This window comes from Formivibrio sp. oc-25, assembly GCF_055810895.1.
Window position 1 is genome coordinate 1 of the sequence record NZ_JBVVOL010000034.1, and the last position, 22,528, is coordinate 22,528.

Here is a 22,528-nt window from a genome sequence, read left to right on the forward strand (position 1 = left end):
CGCCTCAGCGCCGATGATAGTGCAGATTGCCTGTGTGAAAGTAGGTCATCGCCAGACTCCCCTTAAAAACCCCCAGCCCACAAAGCTGGGGGTTTTGCTTTGGCGCTCAAGGTGATGCAGATGGCCAGCGGACAAGCTTTCCGGTAATGTTCGGCATCAACAGATTTCGAGCCTGCAATGCCCTCTACTGACTGGAAAAAATTGCTGTTCACCCGGCGGATGCTGATCTGTGTATTTACCGGGTTTAGTTCTGGTCTGCCACTTTATCTATTGCTTAATCTCATTCCCGCCTGGCTGAAATCGGAAGGGGTGGATTTGAAAGCAATTGGCTTCTTTGCTTTGATCCAGTTTCCTTATACTTGGAAATTCATCTGGGCCCCGGTGCTCGACCGCTATGCGCTGCCGATGCTTGGCCGCCGCCGTGGCTGGATGGGGCTGAGTCAATTATTGCTGCTGGTTGCAATTGCCGGCTTCGGTCTGTTCTCCCCCGTACATGATCTCTGGAGTATTGCTTACCTGGCGCTGGGGGTGGCCTTTTTCAGTGCTAGTCAGGATATTGTCCTGGATGCTTTCCGGCGTGAAATATTGACCGATGCCGAGTTGGGATTGGGTAACGCCGTGCATGTCAACGCTTATCGGATTGCCGGCTTGGTGCCCGGTGCGCTGTCGTTGATTCTCGCGGATCACCTGCCTTGGGGGCAGGTTTTCATGGTTACAGCACTGTTCATGTTGCCTGGGCTTGCACTCACCTTGATGGCAAGCGAGCCGCAACTGGCTCGTGCGCCCAAGACATTACGCGAGGCCGTGGTTGAGCCGTTTCATGAATTCATCACACGTGAGGGCTGGCGAAGTGCCTTGTGCATTCTGGCATTCATCTTTCTGTATAAGCTGGGTGATAGCATGGCTACGGCACTGGCAACGCCGTTTTATCTGGATATCGGTTTCAGTAAAACCGATATTGGTCTGATTGCCAAAAATGCTGGCCTGTGGCCTAGCGTGATCGGGGCAATGCTAGGTGGTGTCTGGATGATCAAGCTGGGAATTAATCGGGCACTGTGGGTGTTTGGTGTGGTGCAAGTCGTGACAATTGTTGGGTTTGTCTGGCTGGCAGGCTTGGGTGAACCGCTCAAGCCCGCTTTGGCATTGGTGATCAGTCTGGAGTCTCTGGGTGCAGGATTGGGGACAGCAGCGTTTACCGCATACATTGCGCGCGCTACCGACCCACGTTACACGGCGACCCAGTTCGCATTGTTTACCAGCCTGGCCGCTGTTCCCAGGACCTTCTTCAATGCCAGTACGGGGTGGCTGGTTGAGCAGCTGGGCTGGGCGAATTTTTTCTGGCTTTGTGTTTTTCTGGCCTTGCCGGGCATGATGCTGTTGTGGCGGGTGGCGCCTTGGTCTGATGACATCAAAGCTCAGAGTGTATAGTCATAGTCGACCAGCAGTGGTGCATGGTCGGAGAATTTTTCTTCTTTGTAGATGCTGGCACCGCGGGCAGTCTGGGCGAGACCACTGGTTGCAATGTGATAATCGATGCGCCAGCCCACATCTTTGGCATAAGCTTGACCACGATTTGACCACCAGGTGTAGCCAGGCGCTTCCGGGTAAAGCTGGCGCCATACATCAACATAATCCAGCTCCAGAAAAACTTTATCCAGCCAGGCACGTTCTTCCGGCAAGAAGCCGGAATTCTTGAGATTGCCTTTCCAGTTTTTCAAGTCAATTTCCCGGTGAGCAATATTCCAGTCACCCAGCAACAGAATATCTCGCCCGGATGAGCGAAGCCCTTCCAGGTGAGACCAGAATCTGTCCATGAAGCTGAATTTGACCTGCTGGCGTTCTTCTGAGCTGGAGCCGGAAGGCAGGTAGACCGATATCACCGATAGTTTGGCAAATCGTGCTTCGATGTAGCGCCCCTCGGCGTCAATGTCCTTGATGCCGATGCCGGCGATGACTTCGTCAGGTTCGTATCGACAATAGAGGCCAACCCCGCTATAGCCCTTTTTTTCGGCAAAATGAAACCAGCCCTTCAGTTGCGCAGGGCTGCGCATGGCTTCGCTAAGGTCAGCGTGCTGTGCCTTGAGCTCCTGCAAGGCGACAATGTCTGCGTCCTGAGCGGCTAGCCAGTTCAAGAAACCTTTGTTGGTGGCCGAGCGGATGCCATTGAGGTTGGCCGAAATAATACGCATTGGGCGAGCTCCAGTGGAAAGTGCTATGCTTTTTATTCGTTGAAATAGTAAACAGGTGTAAACAAATGTCTGACTTCCGTCGGGAATTTATCGAATTTGCCGTCAATCAGAACGTACTGCGTTTTGGCGAGTTTATCACCAAGGCTGGCAGAGCTTCCCCCTACTTCTTCAATGCCGGTTTGTTTTATACCGGCTCAGCCTTGGGGGCTTTATCCCGCTTTTATGCCAAGGCTGCTATGGCTTCCGGCCTGCAATTCGATGTGTTGTTCGGGCCGGCGTACAAGGGGATCACCCTAGCATCGGCCACGTCGGTAGCGCTGGCTGATGCGGGGCGTGATACTCCTTTTTGCTATAACCGCAAGGAAGCCAAGGATCACGGCGAGGGCGGTGTACTGGTTGGAGCCCCCCTGAAAGGGCGCGTGCTGATCATTGACGATGTCATTTCGGCGGGTACTTCCGTGCGGGAATCGGTCGAGATGATTCGGGCGGCAGGTGCTGAGCCGGCAGGCGTATTGATTGCACTGGACAGGCGCGAGCGTGGCCTGGGTGAATTATCTGCGGTGCAGGAAGTAGAGCGAGATTATGGTATTCCCGTTGTCAGTATCGGGTCGCTGGATGATTTGCTGGGTTACCTGGCTGATCGTCCTGCCATGATTGAGAACCTGCATAAGGTTGAGCAATATCGCGCGCAATACGGCATTCGCTGAGGTCATGCTGATGAAGACGGGCTTCCATCTCATTGTTGTTTTATCGGCATGGACCACCTTGCTGATTCCGAATGTCGAAGCCCGTTTGTATCGTTGGACCGACGCCCAAGGCAATGTTCATTACAGTGACAAATTGCCGGATTCCCAAGCACAAGGGCTGACCGAACTGGATCAACGTGGCATGGTGCGCAAGACGCCGGAAAAGCGCGCGTCAGCAGGTGATCTTGCTCGCCAGCAGGAAGAACAGAAAGCATTGCTCGAGCAAAAGCGGCGCGACCGCGCACTGCTGGATTCCTTCAGCAGCCCTGCAGAAATTGACGCGCTACGTGATAGACAGATCAATGCCGTGCAAGTCAGACAACAGACTATTTTGGTGAGAGCGCAAGAGCTGCAGGGAAAACAGGCAAAATTGAAGCAGCAGGCTGATGCCCTACGCCAGAAAAAGAAAAAAATCCCGGAAGCGCTGACACAGGACATGCTGGCGGCAGACAAGGATGCGGACAGGCTGAATCTGGAATCAAAGAAAATGGCAGATGAAATTGATGCCATCAAATCCCGTGCTGAGCATGACAAAAATCGTTTGCTGGAACTGCGCGGCGCTCATTGAAAAAAGGATCCTTTGTGATGACAGCAGAGAATGATCATCCAGGTAGTATCTTGGGAATTGATATCGGTGGCTCGGGCATCAAGGGTGCGCCGGTCGATATCACCAACGGTGTTTTGCTGTCGGATCGTATCAAGCTGGAAACGCCGCAACCCGCCACGCCTCAGGCCGTGGCACAGACGGTTCGTGAATTGGTCAGTCGTTTTGACTGGAAGGGTCCGATTGGATGTACCTTCCCGGCCATCGTTCATCATGGTGTAACGCTTTCCGCCGCGAATGTAGACAAAAGCTGGGTAGGCGCCCCGGCACAACAGATCTTGACCGATGCTGTTGGCCAGCCCTTGTTATTGCTCAATGATGCAGATGCTGCGGGCTTGGCGGAAGTCACTTTTGGCGCGGCCAGGGGTGTGATGGGTACGGTCATTGTGCTCACGCTTGGCACCGGCATTGGCAGTGCGTTGATTGTTGATGGCCGCTTGGTTCCCAATACAGAGTTCGGACACCTGCAGTTCAAGGGCGGAGTGGCGGAAAAATACTGCTCGGCCAGGATCAAGGAGACTGAAGGGCTAAAGTGGAAAGAATATGCCCTGCGCCTGAATGACTATCTCAATCACATCGAATTGCTGTTTTCTCCTGATCTGATCATTATTGGTGGCGGCATCAGCCGCAAACATGAAAAATTCCTTCCAGAAATTAAGTTGCGAGCACGTGTATTACCCGCCGCACTGCGCAATGACGCGGGGATCGTTGGGGCGGCGCTAGCTGTTGCCCGGGCCGGTTTGTGCTGACGCAACCCACTGATCTGGCTTAAAATACTGCGCTTTCTTCCCGCAGGTATTCATAGCCTCCCCATGCTTTACCCCACCCGATATGATGTGATTGTGGTCGGTGGCGGCCACGCCGGCACTGAGGCCGCCTTGGCTGCTGCCCGTATGGGCTGCAGAACCTTGTTGCTGACTCATAATATTGAAACCCTCGGACAGATGTCCTGCAATCCATCGATTGGTGGCATTGGCAAAGGCCATCTGGTTCGAGAGGTGGATGCCCTGGGCGGCGCAATGGCGCTGGCAACCGACATGGGCGGCATTCAATTCCGGACGCTTAACAGCTCCAAAGGTCCAGCCGTACGTGCAACGCGCGCGCAGGCCGACCGGATCCTGTACAAGGCCGCCATCCGGAATATGCTGGAAAATCAGCAGAATCTGGATATTTTCCAGCAGCAGGTGGATGATCTGACGGTCGAGGGTGACAGGGTGACTGGGGCGGTAACCCAGGCCGGGATTCGCTTTCAAAGTTCGACGGTTGTTCTCACGGCCGGGACGTTCCTCTCCGGCAAAATTCACATCGGCCTGGAAAATTACGTGGGCGGGCGCGCCGGTGATCCGGCGGCACTCACTCTGGGTGCCCGATTGCGGGAAATGCATCTGCCCGCAGGTCGGCTGAAAACAGGTACGCCGCCGCGCATCGATGGTCGGACGATTAATTTTTCCGTGCTTGAAATTCAACCGGGCGATGATCCCGAACCTGTTTTTTCCGTGCGTGGCAGCAGGGCCATGCATCCGAAACAGTTGCCATGCTGGGTTACCCATACCAATGCCCGTACACACGAGATCATCCGCTCGGGATTTGATCGCAGTCCGATGTTCACTGGCAAGATTGAAGGTGTGGGGCCACGGTATTGCCCGTCGATCGAGGACAAGATTAACCGATTTGCGGACCGCGACAGTCATCAGATCTTTCTCGAGCCCGAAGGACTGACGACACACGAATTCTATCCAAATGGCATTTCAACCAGTCTGCCTTTTGATATCCAGCTGGCCCTGGTGCGTTCGATGCCGGGTTTGGAAAATGCGCATATCCTGCGTCCGGGCTATGCGATCGAGTACGATTACTTCGATCCACGCAATCTGAAGTCCTCGTTTGAAACCAAATCGATCAATGGTTTGTTCTTTGCTGGGCAAATCAATGGCACGACCGGCTATGAGGAGGCGGCGGCACAAGGATTGCTCGCGGGCCTGAATGCCGCCTTGCAAGCGCAGGGCAGGGACGCTTGGTGTCCTGCCCGTGACGAGGCCTACCTGGGTGTGATGGTGGATGATTTGATCACGCGAGGCGTTACCGAGCCGTACCGTATGTTCACCAGTCGAGCAGAGTATCGGTTGCAGTTGCGTGAGGACAATGCCGATTTGCGTCTGACCGAGGCAGGGAGAAGCCTGGGCTTGGTGGACGATGCGCAATGGGAAGTATTTTGCCGCAAGCGTGCTGCGATCGATGCTGAAAAACAGCGCTTGCAATCAACATGGGTCAATCCGAAGGTATTGCAGGCCGCTGAGGCGGAACGGGTGTTGGGCAAGGCGATCGAACGTGAATACACGCTGGCTGATTTGCTGCGCCGGCCTGATGTTTCATATTCATCATTGATGTCACTGACTGCGGCCGGTCCCGGCGTAGAGGCGACAGACGTGGCAGAGCAGGTGGAAATCCAGCTCAAATATGAAGGTTATATCGAGCGCCAGAGAGATGAAGTGGCACGGCGCGAAGGGACAGAAAATTTGGCGCTGCCGGCCGATTTCGATTACAGCCAGGTCTCGGGCTTGTCCAGGGAGTTGCAGCAGAAGCTGTCCCTGCACAAGCCACAGACGATTGGCCAGGCATCACGAATTTCAGGCATCACGCCGGCTGCGATTGCATTGCTGCTTGTGCATCTCAAAAAAAGGCAGCTCGCCGAACACGTAGGTAAGGTGGCTGAATGACAACGAATTTATCCGTGCAGCTGACAGAAGGGTTGGCAGCGATGGGGATCGCCATGTCCCCGCAACAGCGGGAGAAGCTGCTGGCCTATGTGGCACTGCTGCTTAAGTGGAATAAAACCTATAGCCTGACGGCTATTCGTGAGCCCGAGCGCATGGTCGCGCACCATCTGCTTGATTCCCTTGCGCCATTGCCATATTTCCCGGACTTTGCTGAACGTGTGCTGGATGTCGGGTCGGGTTTTGGTACGCCGGGTATTCCGCTGGCCATTGCCAAGCCTGAGTGGCAATTGGTACTGCTTGACAGCAATAGCAAGAAAACCAGTTTTCTGCGCCAAGTGCTGTTGGAGCTGCAGTTGCCAAATGTTCAGATCGTAACGGAACGCGTTGAACGCTATGCGCCGGATTTTCTGTTTCAGGTGATAACTTCGCGGGCATTCGCTGATCTATCGGATTTTATTCGTCTGACGGCACATTTATTGGCGCCGGGAGGGCAGTGGCTGGCATTGAAGGGGGTATATCCCCATGAAGAGATAGCCAAGTTGCCCGATAGTGCTCAGGTAAAAGGTGTGGATAAATTGATGGTGCCCGGTATTGATGCCGAGCGCCATCTGGTACATGTAGTGCCAAGCTAAGTGCAGGAGGGGATGATGCGGGTATTGGCCGTTGCCAATCAAAAGGGTGGTGTCGGCAAAACCACAACGGCGGTGAATCTGGCGGCCAGTCTTGTTCATCTGGGTAAGCGCGTGTTGCTGGTGGATCTCGATCCTCAGGCTAATGCCACCATGGGAAGCGGTATCGACAAGGCGCACCTCAGACACTCGGTTTACAGCTTGCTGATCGGAAAGTCGGATGTCCGGCAGGCAAGACAGCGTTCTGAGACGGGAAATTTCGATTTGCTGCCTGCGTGCCGTGATTTGGGCGGCGCAGAGGTGGAGTTAGTTGATGTTGAACAGCGTGAATTCCGTCTTAAGCAGGCGTTGGAGGAATTGGCCGGTGAATATGATTATGCCTTGATAGATTGCCCACCCGCCCTGAATTTGCTGACGCTCAATGGTCTGGTGGCGGCTGATTCCGTGATGATTCCCATGCAGTGTGAATACTATGCATTGGAGGGGTTGACTGATCTGGTCAATACGCTCAAGCGAATCAAGCAGTCATTGAACAGGCGGATCGAAATCGAAGGCTTGCTGCGTACCATGTTTGATCCGCGTAGTACTTTGTCACAGCAGGTGTCGGATCAGCTGGTCAAGCACTTTACATCAAAGCTTTATCATACGGTAATCCCGCGCAATATCCGCTTGGCCGAGGCGCCAAGTTATGGTCGACCTATTCTTGCCTATGACAAGAATTCCAAGGGGGCGCAGGCTTATCTGCAATTGGCAGAAGAGTTGCTGGCGCGCAGCAGTGCACGAGAAATGGAAATGGCATGAACAAGAAATTCAAGGGGCTTGGACGCGGACTGGATGCGCTTATGGGCGATACCTCCGCAGCAGAAACATTGCAAACCTTGCCGATATCGGCGTTGCAGCCAGGAAAATATCAGCCGCGAACGCATATGGATCCCGAGGCGCTGGAAGAGTTGGCCTCATCGATCCGAAAACAGGGATTGATGCAGCCGGTGCTGGTTCGTCCCCTGGGCAACGATCGCTACGAAATTATCGCGGGAGAGCGTCGCTGGCGAGCTACCGAGTTGGCTGGCTTGAGTGAAATCCAGGCATTGGTCCGAGAAATCCCGGATGATTCTGCACTGGCGATGGCACTTATCGAAAATATTCAGCGTGAGGATTTGAATCCGCTGGAGGAGGCCATTGGTATCCAGCGTCTGGTGGATGAGTTCGAGATGACGCATGAAGTGGCTGCGGCAGCCGTCGGCAAGTCACGCACAGCAGTGACCAATTTGCTGCGCTTGCTCAACCTGACGGAGCCTGTACAGGAAATGCTCATGGCCGGGCAATTGGACATGGGGCATGCACGTGCATTGCTTTCCCTGGACCCATTGCAGCAGCTTGATGCCGCGAAAACGGTTTCGCTGAAAGGGCTTTCAGTTCGCGAGACCGAGGCATTGGTGCGGCGAATGCTGATGCCGGCATCGATCAAGAAACCACGAGAGATTGATCCGGATGTCAGGCGGTTGGAGGAGGAGGTCTCCGGTCGGATTGGTGCGCGTGTGAGCATCATGCAAGGGCGCAAGGGCATGGGGAAGATTTCGATCGAGTATGCAAGCCTGGATCAGCTGGATGGGTTGTTATCCAAGTTGGTGTGACTGATTTGCAACGAAATTAACCACACCCGTACAATGGTCTGACCAAATGTTTGACGCTGTACTACGCTGCACCGCATAATCCGCAAGGTTCTCAGAAGTGACCAGCATAAATCCCTTATACAGGCTAAACCGTTTTCTGAATCGGTTCGTACTAGCGCAATTGTCCATATCTGTCGTAGTGGCAATGGTCGTCTGGATTGGACTGGATGCAAGGTTGGCATGGTCATCCTTGGTAGGTGGCGCCATTGCAGTGCTTGGTACCGTAATGTACGCACTGGTTCTGTGCAAGGTTGATTTCGCTAAATCTTCGGCCATATTGCACTTGCATTTTATGGCTGAGGCGGCCAAGCTAGCCGCCATGTTTTTGGTTGCAGTGGTTTTGTTTGTTTTTTTTCGGCACAGCATCTCTTGGGTGTGGTTGTTTGCCGGATTTGTTGCGGCCTACAGTACCTACTGGTTCGGGCTTTTGATAAAAAACTAATTGTTAAAAGACTATGTCATCAGAGCACGCATACGTACCCGCCAATCCAACTGAATATATTCAGCACCACTTGCAGTTCTGGAAGACAGGCGAAGGCTTTTGGGCTTTTCACCTGGATACCTTCTGGGTTGCCCTCATTGTGGGTTTTGTCTTCCTGTTTGTCTTCGGCATGGTGGCGCGACGCGCCACCTCTGGTGTTCCAGGGCGGCTGCAAAACATGGTCGAAATGATCGTGGAGATGGTTGATACCCAGGTAAAGGGCACCTTCCACGGCAAAAGCAAATTGGTCGGCCCGTTGGCGCTCACAGTGTTCATGTGGATTCTGTTGATGAATTCCATGGACTTTTTGCCGGTAGACCTGTTGCCAAAGATTGCACAATGGGTTGGTATGACTTTTTTCCATGCTGATCCGCATCATATCTACCTGCGTGTGGTGCCCACTGCCGACATCAACCAGACTTTGGCCATGTCGATCTCTGTGGTGTTGTGCACGGTAGGTCTTGGTATTGGTGCCAAAGGATTGGGCGGTTTTGTGAAGGAGCTGTTTACTGCGCCGTTCCATGCCCACAGCCCCGCAATGATTCTGGTGCTGATCCCGATCAACTTCTTCATGCAGATGGTTGAGTACCTCTCCAAGATGTTGTCGCTGGCCATGCGGTTGATGGGGAATATGTTTGCCGGGGAATTGGTATTCATGCTGATTGCCCTGATTCCGTGGTGGGCATCCTGGATGGGTGGTGCACCCTGGGCAATTTTCCACATCCTGATTGTCCTACTGCAGGCCTATATCTTCATGATGTTGACGATCGTTTATTGCAGTCTGGCGGTTGAGGATCACTAATCAGTTGGTTTTTCCAATCTTGTAGCAACGTAGTACTTACTTTTTATTCAGGAGAAAACATATGGAACAGTTGGCACAGATTCAATCGATTACCGCCATTGCTATCGGCATCATGGTAGGTCTTGCTGGCCTCGGTGCTGCTTTGGGTGTGGCTTTGGTCGGTTCTCGATTCCTTGAATCCGCTACACGCCAACCGGAAATGATGAATGCGCTGCAGCCAAAGCTCTTCGTTATTGCTGGCTTGGTTGACGCCATCTTCATTATTACTGTTGCTGTTGGCCTGATGTTTGCATTTGCTAACCCGCTTCTCGCAGTCATCAAGTAATTTTCTGGCTAATTCTGAGTTTTAGTCAGTAATCGAGTAATCGGGGAACGCACTCATGGATATCAATGCATCACTCATCGGGCAGGCGATAACGTTCGCCATCCTGGTGTGGTTCACCATGAAATTTGTCTGGCCGCCACTGGTCAAGGCACTGGATGAGCGCGCAGCACGTATCGCCGATGGCCTCACTGCAGCAGATCGTGCCCGTCAGGATCTGGAAAATGCTGAGAAGATGGCTGCCGAGAAATTGCGTGAAGCCAAGGCTCGTGCGGCAGAAGTTATCGCACAAGCAGAAAAACGCTCTGCACAAATCGTAGATGAAGCCAAAGGACAAGCCAAGGTCGAAAGCGATCGCTTGTTGGCCGGTGCCCAGGCTGAAATCGAACAACAAATTCAACACGCCAAGGAAGCCCTGCGCCAGCAGGTGGCCGAGCTGGCTATCGTCGGTGCAGAAAAGATTCTCCTGCGCGAAGTCGATCAAGCCAAGCATGCTGAATTGTTGTCATCAATCAAAGCGCAATTGTAAGGCTGGATATGGCTGAGCTCACTACCATCGCACGTCCGTACGCCGAAGCTGTTTTCCGCCTGGCGCAAGAGACTGGCTCGCTAGAGCCCTGGTCCGATGCGTTGACGAAGCTGGCTGCAATTGCCGCCAATCCTGACGCACTGGAAGTGGCCAACAACCCCCGCTTCACTGCCGAGCAAGTGCAATCGCTCTTGCTGGGTTTGCTCGGAGATGGCACCCGTCCGGAAGTGGCGAATTTTATCGCTATGGTCTTGCAGAACCGCCGTTTCGCCGCTTTGCCCACTATCTCGCAGCTATTTCATGAATTGAAGTCTGCCAGTGAAGGACAGGTTGTGGCACGGGTGGAAACGGCTTTTGCACTTACAGACGCGCAAGTAGCGGAGCTGGTTGCCAGCTTGACGCTGCAGTTCAAACGCAAGGTCAATGCTGAGGTAAGCGTTGATCCGGCATTGATTGGTGGCGTCAAAGTAACAGTTGGCGATCTGGTCGTCGATGCGTCTGTCCGCGGCAAGCTTGCTGCATTGGCCGCTAGCCTGAAGAGTTAGGAGAAAACATGCAACTCAATCCGTCTGAAATCAGTGAACTGATTAAGGCAAGGATCCAGAATTTGTCTTCGGGCGTGGAAACGCGCACCACAGGTACGGTCGTATCGGTAACCGATGGTATCGTCCGCGTGCACGGCCTGTCCGAAGTCATGCAAGGTGAAATGCTGGAATTCCCGGGTAATACATTCGGGATGGCGCTCAATCTGGAACGTGATTCCGTGGGTGCTGTGGTGTTGGGCGATTACAAGCATATCGTAGAAGGCGATGAGGTGAAGTGTACCGGTCGCATTCTCGAGGTGCCGGTAGGCCGTGAACTCATCGGTCGTGTCGTGGATGCCTTGGGCCGCCCGATCGACGGTAAGGGTCCGATCAATACCGCCAAGACCAGCCCGATCGAAAAAATCGCTCCAGGTGTTATTGCCCGCCAATCCGTTTCGCAGCCGCTGCAAACAGGTATCAAGGCCATCGACACCATGGTTCCGGTAGGTCGAGGCCAGCGTGAGCTGATCATTGGTGACCGCCAGACTGGTAAGACTGCGGTGGCGATTGACGCCATCATCAACCAGAAAGGTAAGGGCTGTACCTGTATCTACGTAGCGATCGGCCAGAAAGCCTCTTCGATTGCCAACGTTGTGCGCAAACTGGAAGAGCATGGCGCGATGGGTCACACCATCGTTGTAGCCGCCGCTGCTTCCGATTCGGCAGCAATGCAGTTCATTTCAGCATACTCCGGTTGTGCCATGGGCGAGTTCTTCCGCGATCGCGGCGAGGATGCGCTGATTGTCTATGATGATCTGTCCAAGCAGGCCGTAGCCTACCGCCAGATTTCCCTGCTGCTGCGCCGCCCACCGGGCCGCGAAGCATTCCCGGGCGATGTGTTTTATCTCCACTCGCGTCTGCTTGAGCGTGCTGCACGCGTGAACCCGGAATATGTTGAGCGTCTGACCAATGGTGAAGTGAAGGGCAAGACGGGTTCGTTGACTGCACTGCCGATCATCGAAACGCAAGCCGGTGACGTATCTGCCTTCGTTCCGACCAACGTGATTTCGATTACTGATGGTCAGATCTTCCTTGAAACCGACTTGTTCAACGCCGGTATCCGTCCTGCCATGAACGCTGGTATCTCGGTGTCTCGCGTCGGTGGTGCTGCGCAGACCAAGGTTATCAAGAAGCTCGGTGGTGGCGTGCGTCTGGCGCTGGCCCAGTACCGCGAACTGGCAGCATTCGCCCAGTTTGCTTCGGATCTTGATGAAGCCACCCGCAAGCAGCTTGACCGTGGTCGCATGGTGACCGAGCTGATGAAACAGCCGCAATACTCGCCGCTGCAGGTTTCGGAACTGGCCGTGACCTTGTTGCTCATCAATAAGGGCTGCTATGACGATGTCAAGGTTGATCGCGCGCTGGCGTTTGAATCGGCGTTCCTCTCCCACCTCAAGACCTCGCATGCCGATGTGCTGGCGCGCGTTGACGAGAAGGGGGAGCTCGCAGCTGACGACGAGGCCACGATTCTCAAGGCGGTCGAGACATTCAAAGCCAGTTCAGCCTTCTGATTTGAGATAAAGACAAGGATCAAATCATGGCAGGCGGAAAAGAGATTCGGACCAAGATCAAAAGCGTAAGAAATACGCAAAAGATCACCCGCGCTATGGAAATGGTCGCTACGTCGAAAATGCGCAAGGCCCAAGACCGCATGAAAGCTGCGCGTCCCTATGGCCAGAAGATTCGTAATGTAGCGGCCCACCTGAGCAAGGCGTTGGTTGAATACCCGCACCCGTACCTGTTGGTGCGTGAGTCGGTAAAGCGTGTGGGCCTGATTGTGGTTACTTCCGACAAAGGCTTGTGTGGTGGCTTGAACACCAACTCGCTGCGTCTGGCAGTCACCCGCATGAAGGAGTGGCGCGATGCTGGCACCGAGATCGCGGTCAGTGCAATTGGCAACAAGGGTTTGGGCTTCATGACCCGCAACGGTGCCAAGGTCATTTCCTCGGCACTGGGTCTTGGTGATACCCCGCACCTTGAGCAATTGATCGGCCCGATCAAGGTGATGGTTGATGCCTATATCGCGGGTGAAGTGGATGAAGTACATATTGTGTACACTAGCTTCGTCAATACCATGAAGCAGGAACCGGTATGCGAGCAGTTGCTACCGTTGTCCGGTGATGCTTTTGGGCAGCCCGAGCATGGTTACAACTGGGAATACATCTACGAGCCGGGTGCCAAGGAAGTCATCGACGACTTGATGAATCGTTATCTTGAGGCGCTGATCTACCAGGCTGTAGCTGAAAACATGGCTTCGGAACAGGCAGCTCGCATGGTGGCCATGAAAGCCGCCACGGATAATGCGGAAAAGGTGATCGGCAACTTGCAGCTCTTGTACAACAAGACCCGCCAGGCAGCCATTACCAAAGAATTGTCGGAAATTGTTTCGGGCGCCGCAGCGGTTTAATGGATTGCGGACGGATTAACAGGATTAGGAACTGCGATGAGCCAAGGTAAAATCGTACAAATCATCGGCCCGGTTGTTGACGTGGAATTCCCGCGCGCTGCCCTGCCCAAGGTTTATGACGCTCTGAAGCTTGCCGAAGGCGAGCTCACACTGGAAGTACAACAGCAATTGGGTGATGGCGTGGTTCGCTCCATCGCCATGGGTTCAACCGATGGCCTGAAACGTGGTCTGGCTGTGCTCAATACCGGCGCGCCGATCATGGTGCCGGTTGGTAAAGCAACACTTGGCCGCATCATGGACGTATTGGGTACTCCTGTTGATGAAGCAGGTCCGGTTGAGGCCGAAGCTACCCGCTCGATTCACCAGCCGGCACCGAAGTTCGATGAGTTGAATCAGACCATCGATTTGCTCGAAACAGGTATCAAGGTGATTGACTTGATCTGTCCGTTTGCCAAGGGCGGCAAGGTGGGTCTGTTCGGTGGTGCCGGTGTGGGCAAGACCGTGAACATGATGGAACTCATCAACAACATCGCCAAGGCGCACTCGGGTCTGTCCGTGTTTGCTGGTGTGGGTGAGCGTACCCGTGAGGGCAACGACTTCTATCACGAAATGAAAGAATCCAACGTGCTCGACAAAGTGGCCATGGTGTATGGCCAGATGAACGAGCCGCCGGGCAACCGTTTGCGCGTAGCGCTGACCGGGCTCACCATGGCTGAATCTTTCCGTGATGAAGGCCGTGATGTGTTGTTCTTCGTGGACAATATCTATCGCTACACTCTGGCAGGTACCGAAGTATCGGCACTGCTGGGTCGTATGCCGTCGGCCGTGGGTTACCAACCGACGCTGGCCGAAGAAATGGGTGTGCTGCAGGAACGGATCACCTCGACCAAGACCGGTTCGATTACTTCGATTCAGGCCGTGTACGTACCTGCGGATGACTTGACTGACCCGTCGCCGGCCACCACCTTTGCCCACTTGGATGCAACAGTTGTGTTGAGCCGTGATATTGCCGCATTGGGTATCTACCCGGCAGTTGATCCGCTGGATTCCACTTCGCGTCAGCTTGATCCGCAAGTGGTGGGTGAAGAGCACTATCAGGTTGCTCGCGGTGTGCAGCAGACCCTGCAGAAGTACAAGGAACTGCAAGACATTATCGCGATTCTGGGTATGGATGAATTGTCCCCGGAAGACAAGTTGTCTGTTGCACGTGCCCGTAAGATCCAGCGTTTCCTGTCGCAGCCGTTCCATGTGGCGGAAGTGTTTACCGGTTCGCCTGGCAAGTATGTGCCGCTCAAGGAAACCCTCAAGGGCTTCAAGGGTATTCTCAATGGTGACTATGACCATCTGCCGGAGCAGGCATTCTATATGGTCGGCGGTATTGAAGAAGCCATCGAGAAGGCCAAGACGCTGCAATAACGCCAGGTGTGAGGTCGCAGGGGCTGGTTAGTTGTCCAGTCCCTCGCCCCGCTCCCTCACTCCTCACGAGGTTTTAGATATGGCAATGACAATGCATGTGGATGTGGTCAGCGCGGAAGAGCTGATCTACTCCGGTACTGCAGAGTTTGTGAGTGTACCTGCCGAAGTTGGTGAAATCGGTATCCTGCCGCGCCATGCACCGCTGCTGACCCGTATTCGCCCCGGGGCAGTCCGTATCCGGATTGCAAACAGCAACGAAGAAGATGTGATTCTGTTTGTGTCTGGCGGCTTGTTGGAAATCCAGCCGCATGTCGTGACGGTGCTGGCCGACACGGCAATCCGCGGCGCGGATATCGACGAAGCCAAAGCGATGGAAGCCAAGCGCCATGCGGAAGAAGCGCTGCACAACCGCGCTAGTGCGATGGATTTTGCACGTGCCCAAGCAGAATTGGCCGAAGCGATTGCAAAGCTGGGTGTGGTAGACAAACTGAAGAAACGCGCACACTGATTAGATGTGGCAGGTCGAACATAAAGGCAGCTTGCGAGCTGCCTTTATTCTTTTTGGATGCTGCGATGTCATGCGTTATTCGTCTGATTTAAAATCCGCTAATCTTTTTCCGGAATGTACTGAATATGTCACTTCAAATCATCGTACTGGCAGCAGGCCAGGGTAAACGTATGCACTCAAGCTTGCCCAAGGTGTTGCACCCGATAGCGGGCAAGCCACTGCTCGGGCATGTGCTGGATACCGCGCGTGCACTCAGTCCGGAAAAATTGGTGGTTGTATTCGGCCATGGGGGCGATCAGGTAAAGGCCGCGTTTGCTGATCAAGTGGATCTGGTCTGGGCGCATCAGGCAGAGCAGCTGGGAACAGGCCACGCGGTGCGCCAGGCCATGCCGCATGTGCAAGGTGGCGTGACACTGATCCTGTATGGCGATGTTCCCCTGACCCGGAAGGAAACACTGGAGCACTTGCTGGCAGCAACACAGCACTGTACCGCTGTCGGATTGCTCACGGATTATCTGCCCGAGCCGGCAGGTTATGGTCGGATCGTGCGCGATTCCGACCATCGCGTGATCCGTATCGTTGAGCACAAGGATGCCAGCGAAGCCGAGCGTGCCATCAGTGAGATCAATACAGGGATGATGGCGGTGCCGACGGCACGCCTGGAGGCATGGCTCAATGAATTGCGCAATGACAATGCCCAGGGTGAATACTATCTGACCGATATCATTGCCCTGGCAGTGCGCGATGGCCTGGCAGTGAACGCCGTGCAGCCTGCAGATCACTGGGAGGCCGAGGGCGTTAACAACAAGCTGCAGCTGGCGCAACTGGAACGGATCTATCAGCAAAACCAGGCAACAGCCCTGATGACGGCCGGGGTGACACTGGCCGATCCAGCCCGTATCGATATCCGTGGAACATTGGCCCACGGCCAAGATGTTTCGATCGATGTGAATTGTGTTTTTGAGGGACACGTCGAGCTGGGCAACAACGTGAGGATTGGTGCCAACTGCGTTCTGAAGAATGTGAAGCTGGCTGACAATGTCGTGCTGCATCCGTTCTGCCACCTTGAAGATGCACAAGTCGGTGCAGCAAGCCTGATTGGGCCGTATGCGCGTCTACGTCCTGGTGCCGCCTTGGCCGAGAACGTGCATGTTGGCAATTTTGTTGAAATCAAGAAGGCCGAAGTCGGCGTTGGTTCCAAGGTCAATCACCTGACCTATATTGGCGATGCCCGTATCGGCAAGGGCGTAAATGTCGGTGCCGGCACCATCACCTGTAATTACGATGGCGTGAACAAATCGCTGACGGTGATTGAGGACGATGCATTTATCGGCTCGAACACTTGCCTGGTCGCACCTGTGACAGTGGGCGCAGGGGCCACAACCGGCGCCGGCTCGGTGATTACCAAGCCGGCCCCTGCTGGAGAGCTGACGCTGTCGCGTGCGAAGCAAGTTACGCTTGCTGGCTGGGTGCGGCCGCAGAAGAAATCCAAATAGGTTTTTATCTCGCCAAGAAAAACGCCTTGTGTTTACATGCAAGGCGTTTTTTTCATCAGTGCGTTGACGGCCGCCAGCCGCGCAGGATTCGTTGCGGGGTGTAAGCAGCAGCTTCGTCTGCCGATAACAGCCTGCGCTGCGGATGTGATCGTGCGCCAGGTCCGCTGCTGCCATATTCGGCAAAGCGGGCATGTGCCGGGTGATCCGGATAAAACCAGTCTTTCTTGCCTGGCGTGCGCGCCGTGCCGTGCATTTTGTCCCATCCTGCCGCGGTGATGTGACTATCCATCCAGCAGTTCAGGAATACGGCCGCCCCTATTGCATTCGGGTTGGCGTAGCGCCCATCCGGAAACGAAGTGGTCGGGTGCCAGGGGCGACCGAGCGGGCAGGATGCATCGACCACCTGATCACTCTCGCGCAGCAAGCGACTGTTCATGACCACCAACCCGAATTGATCGACCAGTGGTGTACTCGGTGCGGTCACAAAACCGGTCATTTCGCCTATTGGTAAATCGCGGCCGCGCGGGCGACTGACGAGATCGCACTGGTCGATTACCGTCTGGCCAGCACCGAAAATAAAATCGATATTGCCGGCAATCTCGCTATGGCGGATATGGGTACGACCGGCCAGTGTGAACAGGGTATCCTGGTAGCCGAGCAGGCGAACGTTGTGCAGGCTGGTACGATCCGCCCCGACATCGGTCATCAGGGCAACGGCTTGCGGCTCGTTGGTGCGGGTCGGGTCGTCATCCGGCTTGGCATCGTTGCCGAGGTAATCGAAGGTGTTTTCCACCGTCAGTGATTCGGCATGGAAATCCGCTGCGCGGATAATCACGCTGGCACAGCGCCATGTCCCCAGGCTTTTGCCTTCAGCGTCCTTGATGCCGGAATAGTCATCGTAGCTGAGGATAGTGTGGTCGCGACTCTCCCCCAGCAGCACGATATGCGGTTTATCGATGAACAATTTTTCGTGATAACGCCCGTTGCGGATATGGATGATGTAGGGCGTTGCCGAGGCAGCGGGAGCGGCATCCAGTGCCGCATTGATGCTGGTAAAGACCGGGGTGCCTCGTGGCAGGCCAGAGGTTTCCCGGGAGACGATCGCGTGGCAGGCAGGATAGGCATAGGTCATGTCGTGTGTTCCTGGCCTCAAAGGACTCGGGCTGCCTGGGCTTGCAACTGATCCATGATGCGCATGTTGCGCAAGGACTCTTCCAGCGTAAGCAGCGGTGGCCGCTTTTCCAGGATGGCCGCAGAGAAATCGCGAATTTCTTCAGCATAGCGATCCGATGCCGGCACTGGAATCACTTCACGGCCAGCCTGACTGTGCACGATGAGTTCGCCCGCCGTATCCAGGAACGTATCCGTCGACTCCAGCACGCCCTGGGTGCCAATGATTTCGCTGTGCATGCGGCCAAAGGCATTGAAGCCGCAGTGCAGCGATGCGATCAGCCCATCGCCATAACGCAGGATTGCTGAAAGATTCACATCCACGCCGTGGTGCTTGTCGCATTCGACCACACAGGAAACCGGAGACTTGCCGGTGATCAGTCCGATCAGATTGAGGGGGTAGCATCCCACGTCATACAGTGCCCCGCCGCCCAGGCTAGGATTTTCCTTGATGGTGTTTTCCCGGTCGAGCAGGAAGCGGAAGGTGGAGTTGATGTTGCGGATCTGGCCGAGTACGCCGCTGGCCACAATGTTCACGATCTGTCGGATGCGGGCGGTATAGCGATACATGAATGCTTCCATCAGCAGGACACCGCATTCGCGCGCTACCAGAATCATCTGTTCGGCTTCATCACTATTCATTGCCAGCGGTTTTTCGCACAACACATGCTTGCCGGCACGCATGGCGCGGATGGCCCATTCGCAGTGCATGGAGTTCGGCAAGGGCAGGTAAATGGCATCAACGCTGGGATCATGGATCAGCGCTTCATAACTGGCATGCTCGTTAAAGCTGCCAAATTGCGCCTTGAATTCCGCCAGTTTGTTCGCATCACGCGAGGCAACCGCCTGCAGGATGGCATTGTCACAGCGCAGCATGGCGGGAATGACCTGAAGACGGGCAATGCGGGCGCAACCCAATACGCCCCAGCGAACCTGAGCATGCATAGGTAAACTCACTGCAAAGATGGAGATAAGGTGATCTTACACGAGCCTGCGCTGGTCAGACCATGGGAGCAGCCTGCGTGACGTCAACGCCCGCAAGGCTTGGCCATGACCCGCGCGCGGCTGAGCAGGACATTGACCAGAATAAGCAGGGATTTGCGTTTTTCCAGACTATCGATGCGGCCGAAAGCCAGCGAAAAGGCTTCGTGAATATCGCAGGCCAGATGGAACAGCAATGCTTTTTCGTGTTGGGTGGCGCGCGGAAGATAATGGTTGATTTCGTCGATCACGCGATCGGCGAGCTCGTCCGGGAAGATGGCGGGCGCGGTCAGTATGCAGTCGTAAAGTCGCACACCGATGACGCCGAGCGCGAGTAACTGATCTGACATGATCGTTATCCTCAGAAAGTCTTTAATTCACTCTAGACCCGGCTTTGCCAATCAGTGGCACCGCCTGTCGGACGGCGATCAGCCAGCTTTTTGCCGTGGCAGCGCAGCCGGCTCAGGCGTATAGTTGCACCCCATTCAGCCTGTGCAACAGGCGGTGAAATCAGGGTTGCTGCTCACGGTAGATATGATGATTCCGGCGGGTGGCCGGATACATTCAGGAGATAGAAAAAGATGTGCGGGATTATCGGTGCGATTGCCCAGCGTAATGTGGTGCCTGTTCTGGTCGAAGGGCTCAAGCGGCTGGAATACCGTGGTTACGATTCCGCCGGCATTGCGGTGCATACCGGCACGGAAATTACCCGTGTGCGCCGGGTTGGCCGTGTGGCCGAAATGGAAAATGCGGCAACCGAGATCAATCTGACCGGTCTGTTGGGTATCGGTCATACGCGCTGGGCAACCCATGGCGGCGTCACTGAATACAACGCTCACCCGCATGTCTCATCCGGCCTGGTGGCAGTGGTGCACAACGGCATCATCGAAAACCATGACGAACAGCGTGATCACCTCAAGCAACTCGGCTATGTGTTCGAATCGCAGACCGATACCGAAGTCATCGCCCATCTGGTTCACCACTACTACACCACGGGCGAACGCAATCTGTTTGTCGCAGTGCAGTCTGCGGTCAAGGAGCTCTCCGGCGCCTATGCCATTGCCGTCATCGCGCTTGATCAACCGGACGTGATGGCCTGTGCCCGCATGGGCTGTCCCTTGCTGGTCGGCCTGGGCGATGGGGAAAACTTCATTGCTTCCGATGTGTCCGCCATCCTGTCGTCCACGCGCAAGGTGATTTTCCTGGAAGAGGGTGATGTGGCCGAGTTGCGCCGCGGTGGCGTGACCATTCTGGATCGTATGGGCCAGGTTCCCGATCGCAAGATCCATATCTCGGATGTCTCGCTGGCTTCGCTGGAACTCGGGCCGTACAGCCACTTTATGCAGAAGGAAATCCACGAACAGCCCAAGGCACTGGCCGATACGATCGAGCAAGTACTGGATGATGGCTTTGTGCCGGAACTGTTTGGCGCCAACGCCGCTGAAATCCTGAGCCAGATCGATGGCGTACAGATTCTCGCCTGCGGCACCAGCTACTATGCCGGTCTGACTGCGCGTTACTGGCTGGAAGCCATTGCCGGCATTCCGACCAGCGTCGAAATTGCCAGCGAATACCGCTACCGCGATGCCGTGGCACGCCCCAATACGCTGATTGTGACCATTTCTCAGTCGGGCGAAACGCTCGATACCATGGAAGCACTGAAATACGCCAAATCGCTTGGCCATAAATGGGCGCTGTCGATCTGTAACGTCAAGGAAAGCGCTATTCCGCGTGCGTCGGATCTGGTGATCTACACCCGAGCTGGTGCAGAAATCGGCGTGGCCTCGACCAAGGCCTTCACTACCCAGCTTATCGCCCTGTTTGCACTGACCGGCACGTTGGCCAAATTGCGTGGAACGTTGACTGTCGAAACCGAGAATGCCTATCTGGATGCCTTGCGCCATTTGCCGGGCAGCGTGCAGCATGCCTTGAATCTGGAACCGCAAATTCGTGTCTGGGCCGAGAAATTTGCCGGCAAGGATCACGCCCTGTTCCTGGGCCGTGGTGTGCATTATCCGATCGCCCTGGAAGGCGCGCTCAAGCTCAAGGAAATTTCCTATATCCATGCCGAAGCGTACCCGGCTGGTGAACTCAAGCATGGCCCGCTGGCGCTGGTCGACGAAAAAATGCCAGTGGTGGTGATCGCGCCAAATGATGCATTGCTGGAAAAGGTGAAATCCAACATCCAGGAAGTCCGTGCGCGCGGCGGGGAAATGTTCGTGTTCGCTGATCTGGATAGCCATTTCAGCGAATCGGACGTAGTGCACGTGATTCGTACACCGCGCCATGTCGGCGTGCTTTCCCCGGTGGTACATGCCATTCCAGTACAGCTGCTGGCCTACCACGCCGCCCTGATGCGTGGCACCGATGTCGACAAGCCGCGTAATCTGGCCAAGAGCGTCACAGTGGAGTGATTTTCCGACTGCTGCCTGATGGGTGTTCTGACCTAATAAAACCGTGAAATTCAACCGAACAAAAAAGCCACTTCCCATGAAGTGGCTTTTTTGTCGTGAAATTTGCTTACAGAGTTGGATTGGGGTCAAAACACTCACATCAGATCGGCCATAACAGTCAAAGGAAGTGGTGAGGAGCATCGCCCGGCAGCGGACACGACCAGAAATTTCCGCAGATAGTCATTTCTCAGCAACTTTGGTGTGTGATCAGGTTGGGCTCGATACCGCTGCTGCAATGGGTTGCAACTACGGCAAAGATTGATTGATTTTCGCAGCAATCCACAAGTTGGTATCGGGAGAATTTATATATAGTTGCCGCTACAAATTAAGATATAGGAATGCACTATGATTTGCGAACTATAATATATGTGGCATGTGGCATGCTGGCTGATATTGATAATAATAGTAATAATCAGTTTCCACGCAATGTGGGTTTCATTTGATTATGAAGATGCGTGGAAGAATCAATTGCATTTGGGCTGTGAGAAGTTGTGGAAGAGTGGTAGTAAAATAAGGCTTGATGGGTAGAATTTTGGCAAGATTTGCCTGCTGAAGAAGGGTAGTGCGAAGATAGTAAATCAAAGCATTAATGGCCTTGAGCGGGTGTTGTTATTAATGGGTTCTGGGAGTTTTATGAGTGAATTGTCTTTTTTTGGGGATGGTTCCGCTGTCCTACCCATTCCGGACTGTTGCGTTGGTGGATTGTATAGCTCACGAGTTTAACAGGATGGTGAAAAACCAAACCCCACCTTCGGTTTTTCACCCCTGAATTTCAAAAAACTGCTTCCTCTTCAAAATCAGCCTGATTTTTCGTCAAATCAGAC

Annotated in this window: 23 protein-coding genes; 19 read left to right on the plus strand and 4 right to left on the minus strand. The window is 54.5% G+C overall.

The window, feature by feature from the left end; translation table 11 throughout:
* The first annotated feature begins 177 nt into the window (after positions 1-177).
* Positions 178-1,428, plus strand: coding sequence for an AmpG family muropeptide MFS transporter (locus tag AC0KVQ_RS14605; protein WP_473421911.1), 1,251 nt, complete (start codon positions 178-180; stop codon positions 1,426-1,428).
* On the opposite strand, the gene AC0KVQ_RS14610 is transcribed toward AC0KVQ_RS14605, so the two are convergent.
* Positions 1,416-2,189 carry an exodeoxyribonuclease III gene (locus AC0KVQ_RS14610; protein ID WP_473421912.1) on the minus strand — a complete coding sequence of 258 codons (774 nt, stop codon included), beginning with the start codon at positions 2,187-2,189 and terminating at the stop codon, positions 1,416-1,418. The two genes, AC0KVQ_RS14605 and AC0KVQ_RS14610, sit on opposite strands and share 13 nt — an antisense overlap.
* Positions 2,190-2,254: 65 nt before the next feature.
* Here AC0KVQ_RS14610 and pyrE point away from each other — a divergent pair, with 65 nt between their 5' ends.
* The 17 genes from pyrE to glmU all read left to right on the plus strand — a co-directional run bounded on the left by pyrE (position 2,255) and on the right by glmU (position 17,100).
* Complete coding sequence (gene pyrE, locus AC0KVQ_RS14615; RefSeq protein ID WP_473421913.1) at positions 2,255-2,896, plus strand: orotate phosphoribosyltransferase; 642 nt, start codon at positions 2,255-2,257, stop codon at positions 2,894-2,896.
* A 4-nt stretch (positions 2,897-2,900) separates the two neighbouring features.
* Positions 2,901-3,503 (plus strand): DUF4124 domain-containing protein, encoded by a 603-nt coding sequence (locus tag AC0KVQ_RS14620; RefSeq protein ID WP_473421914.1) that lies wholly within the window; start codon positions 2,901-2,903, stop codon positions 3,501-3,503.
* A 17-nt stretch (positions 3,504-3,520) separates the two neighbouring features.
* A complete protein-coding gene (ppgK, locus tag AC0KVQ_RS14625) occupies positions 3,521-4,288 on the plus strand; it encodes a polyphosphate--glucose phosphotransferase (RefSeq protein ID WP_473421915.1) in 768 nt (255 codons plus the stop codon).
* Between the two features lie 63 nt (positions 4,289-4,351).
* Complete coding sequence (gene mnmG / locus AC0KVQ_RS14630) at positions 4,352-6,253, plus strand: tRNA uridine-5-carboxymethylaminomethyl(34) synthesis enzyme MnmG (RefSeq protein WP_473421916.1); 1,902 nt, start codon at positions 4,352-4,354, stop codon at positions 6,251-6,253.
* On the plus strand, positions 6,250-6,885 hold the full coding sequence (rsmG, locus tag AC0KVQ_RS14635) for a 16S rRNA (guanine(527)-N(7))-methyltransferase RsmG (RefSeq protein ID WP_473421917.1): 636 nt from the start codon (positions 6,250-6,252) through the stop codon (positions 6,883-6,885). The genes mnmG and rsmG overlap by 4 nt, the downstream gene beginning before the upstream one ends.
* A 12-nt stretch (positions 6,886-6,897) precedes the next feature.
* Complete coding sequence (locus AC0KVQ_RS14640) at positions 6,898-7,683, plus strand: ParA family protein (RefSeq protein WP_473421918.1); 786 nt, start codon at positions 6,898-6,900, stop codon at positions 7,681-7,683.
* Positions 7,680-8,516, plus strand: a complete 837-nt coding sequence (locus AC0KVQ_RS14645; RefSeq protein WP_473421919.1) for a ParB/RepB/Spo0J family partition protein — start codon at positions 7,680-7,682, stop codon at positions 8,514-8,516. The genes AC0KVQ_RS14640 and AC0KVQ_RS14645 overlap by 4 nt, the downstream gene beginning before the upstream one ends.
* Before the next feature lie 184 nt (positions 8,517-8,700).
* Entirely contained in the window at positions 8,701-8,997 is a 297-nt protein-coding gene (locus AC0KVQ_RS14650) for a hypothetical protein (RefSeq protein ID WP_473421920.1), read from the plus strand.
* A gap of 13 nt (positions 8,998-9,010) precedes the next feature.
* Complete coding sequence (atpB, locus tag AC0KVQ_RS14655) at positions 9,011-9,838, plus strand: F0F1 ATP synthase subunit A (RefSeq protein WP_473421921.1); 828 nt, start codon at positions 9,011-9,013, stop codon at positions 9,836-9,838.
* Between the two features lie 61 nt (positions 9,839-9,899).
* Positions 9,900-10,163, plus strand: coding sequence for a F0F1 ATP synthase subunit C (gene atpE, locus AC0KVQ_RS14660; protein WP_473421923.1), 264 nt, complete (start codon positions 9,900-9,902; stop codon positions 10,161-10,163).
* A 55-nt stretch (positions 10,164-10,218) separates the two neighbouring features.
* Complete coding sequence (locus AC0KVQ_RS14665) at positions 10,219-10,689, plus strand: F0F1 ATP synthase subunit B (RefSeq protein WP_473421924.1); 471 nt, start codon at positions 10,219-10,221, stop codon at positions 10,687-10,689.
* 8 nt (positions 10,690-10,697) lie between these two features.
* Positions 10,698-11,234, plus strand: coding sequence for a F0F1 ATP synthase subunit delta (locus AC0KVQ_RS14670; protein WP_473421925.1), 537 nt, complete (start codon positions 10,698-10,700; stop codon positions 11,232-11,234).
* A gap of 8 nt (positions 11,235-11,242) precedes the next feature.
* Positions 11,243-12,784 carry a F0F1 ATP synthase subunit alpha gene (atpA, locus tag AC0KVQ_RS14675; protein ID WP_473421926.1) on the plus strand — a complete coding sequence of 514 codons (1,542 nt, stop codon included), beginning with the start codon at positions 11,243-11,245 and terminating at the stop codon, positions 12,782-12,784.
* Between the two features lie 26 nt (positions 12,785-12,810).
* The gene (gene atpG, locus AC0KVQ_RS14680) at positions 12,811-13,680 is read left to right on the plus strand and encodes a F0F1 ATP synthase subunit gamma (protein WP_473421927.1); all 870 of its coding nucleotides are present in this window, start codon (positions 12,811-12,813) and stop codon (positions 13,678-13,680) included.
* A 36-nt stretch (positions 13,681-13,716) separates the two neighbouring features.
* The gene (gene atpD, locus AC0KVQ_RS14685) at positions 13,717-15,096 is read left to right on the plus strand and encodes a F0F1 ATP synthase subunit beta (protein ID WP_473421928.1); all 1,380 of its coding nucleotides are present in this window, start codon (positions 13,717-13,719) and stop codon (positions 15,094-15,096) included.
* 79 nt (positions 15,097-15,175) lie between these two features.
* A complete protein-coding gene (locus AC0KVQ_RS14690; RefSeq protein WP_473421929.1) occupies positions 15,176-15,604 on the plus strand; it encodes a F0F1 ATP synthase subunit epsilon in 429 nt (142 codons plus the stop codon).
* Between the two features lie 125 nt (positions 15,605-15,729).
* A complete protein-coding gene (gene glmU / locus AC0KVQ_RS14695; protein ID WP_473421930.1) occupies positions 15,730-17,100 on the plus strand; it encodes a bifunctional UDP-N-acetylglucosamine diphosphorylase/glucosamine-1-phosphate N-acetyltransferase GlmU in 1,371 nt (456 codons plus the stop codon).
* Positions 17,101-17,155: 55 nt separating this feature from the next.
* Here glmU and AC0KVQ_RS14700 read toward each other — a convergent pair whose 3' ends face one another.
* The 3 genes from AC0KVQ_RS14700 to AC0KVQ_RS14710 form a co-directional block, all read right to left on the minus strand.
* Positions 17,156-18,232: a pectinesterase family protein gene (locus AC0KVQ_RS14700; protein WP_473421931.1), complete on the minus strand. Its 1,077-nt coding sequence runs from the start codon at positions 18,230-18,232 to the stop codon at positions 17,156-17,158.
* A 17-nt stretch (positions 18,233-18,249) separates the two neighbouring features.
* Complete coding sequence (locus AC0KVQ_RS14705) at positions 18,250-19,215, minus strand: Gfo/Idh/MocA family protein (RefSeq protein ID WP_473421932.1); 966 nt, start codon at positions 19,213-19,215, stop codon at positions 18,250-18,252.
* A gap of 83 nt (positions 19,216-19,298) precedes the next feature.
* A complete protein-coding gene (locus AC0KVQ_RS14710; RefSeq protein WP_473421933.1) occupies positions 19,299-19,601 on the minus strand; it encodes a hypothetical protein in 303 nt (100 codons plus the stop codon).
* A 231-nt stretch (positions 19,602-19,832) separates the two neighbouring features.
* Between AC0KVQ_RS14710 and glmS the strand changes: the two genes are divergently transcribed.
* Positions 19,833-21,665: a glutamine--fructose-6-phosphate transaminase (isomerizing) gene (glmS, locus tag AC0KVQ_RS14715; protein ID WP_473421934.1), complete on the plus strand. Its 1,833-nt coding sequence runs from the start codon at positions 19,833-19,835 to the stop codon at positions 21,663-21,665.
* Positions 21,666-22,528: the final 863 nt, after the last annotated feature.

Excerpts from the sequence above, each read along its gene's own strand:
- AC0KVQ_RS14605 (WP_473421911.1), top strand. The coding sequence starts at position 178 with ATGCCCTCTACTGACTGGAAAAAATTGCTGTTCACCCGGCGGATGCTG.
- AC0KVQ_RS14610 (WP_473421912.1), bottom strand. The coding sequence starts at position 2,189 with ATGCGTATTATTTCGGCCAACCTCAATGGCATCCGCTCGGCCACCAAC.
- pyrE (WP_473421913.1), top strand. The coding sequence starts at position 2,255 with ATGTCTGACTTCCGTCGGGAATTTATCGAATTTGCCGTCAATCAGAAC.
- AC0KVQ_RS14620 (WP_473421914.1), top strand. The coding sequence starts at position 2,901 with ATGCTGATGAAGACGGGCTTCCATCTCATTGTTGTTTTATCGGCATGG.
- ppgK (WP_473421915.1), top strand. The coding sequence starts at position 3,521 with ATGACAGCAGAGAATGATCATCCAGGTAGTATCTTGGGAATTGATATC.
- mnmG (WP_473421916.1), top strand. The coding sequence starts at position 4,352 with ATGCTTTACCCCACCCGATATGATGTGATTGTGGTCGGTGGCGGCCAC.
- rsmG (WP_473421917.1), top strand. The coding sequence starts at position 6,250 with ATGACAACGAATTTATCCGTGCAGCTGACAGAAGGGTTGGCAGCGATG.
- AC0KVQ_RS14640 (WP_473421918.1), top strand. The coding sequence starts at position 6,898 with ATGATGCGGGTATTGGCCGTTGCCAATCAAAAGGGTGGTGTCGGCAAA.
- AC0KVQ_RS14645 (WP_473421919.1), top strand. The coding sequence starts at position 7,680 with ATGAACAAGAAATTCAAGGGGCTTGGACGCGGACTGGATGCGCTTATG.
- AC0KVQ_RS14650 (WP_473421920.1), top strand. The coding sequence starts at position 8,701 with ATGGTCGTCTGGATTGGACTGGATGCAAGGTTGGCATGGTCATCCTTG.
- atpB (WP_473421921.1), top strand. The coding sequence starts at position 9,011 with ATGTCATCAGAGCACGCATACGTACCCGCCAATCCAACTGAATATATT.
- atpE (WP_473421923.1), top strand. The coding sequence starts at position 9,900 with ATGGAACAGTTGGCACAGATTCAATCGATTACCGCCATTGCTATCGGC.
- AC0KVQ_RS14665 (WP_473421924.1), top strand. The coding sequence starts at position 10,219 with ATGGATATCAATGCATCACTCATCGGGCAGGCGATAACGTTCGCCATC.
- AC0KVQ_RS14670 (WP_473421925.1), top strand. The coding sequence starts at position 10,698 with ATGGCTGAGCTCACTACCATCGCACGTCCGTACGCCGAAGCTGTTTTC.
- atpA (WP_473421926.1), top strand. The coding sequence starts at position 11,243 with ATGCAACTCAATCCGTCTGAAATCAGTGAACTGATTAAGGCAAGGATC.
- atpG (WP_473421927.1), top strand. The coding sequence starts at position 12,811 with ATGGCAGGCGGAAAAGAGATTCGGACCAAGATCAAAAGCGTAAGAAAT.
- atpD (WP_473421928.1), top strand. The coding sequence starts at position 13,717 with ATGAGCCAAGGTAAAATCGTACAAATCATCGGCCCGGTTGTTGACGTG.
- AC0KVQ_RS14690 (WP_473421929.1), top strand. The coding sequence starts at position 15,176 with ATGGCAATGACAATGCATGTGGATGTGGTCAGCGCGGAAGAGCTGATC.
- glmU (WP_473421930.1), top strand. The coding sequence starts at position 15,730 with ATGTCACTTCAAATCATCGTACTGGCAGCAGGCCAGGGTAAACGTATG.
- AC0KVQ_RS14700 (WP_473421931.1), bottom strand. The coding sequence starts at position 18,232 with ATGACCTATGCCTATCCTGCCTGCCACGCGATCGTCTCCCGGGAAACC.
- AC0KVQ_RS14705 (WP_473421932.1), bottom strand. The coding sequence starts at position 19,215 with ATGCATGCTCAGGTTCGCTGGGGCGTATTGGGTTGCGCCCGCATTGCC.
- AC0KVQ_RS14710 (WP_473421933.1), bottom strand. The coding sequence starts at position 19,601 with ATGTCAGATCAGTTACTCGCGCTCGGCGTCATCGGTGTGCGACTTTAC.
- glmS (WP_473421934.1), top strand. The coding sequence starts at position 19,833 with ATGTGCGGGATTATCGGTGCGATTGCCCAGCGTAATGTGGTGCCTGTT.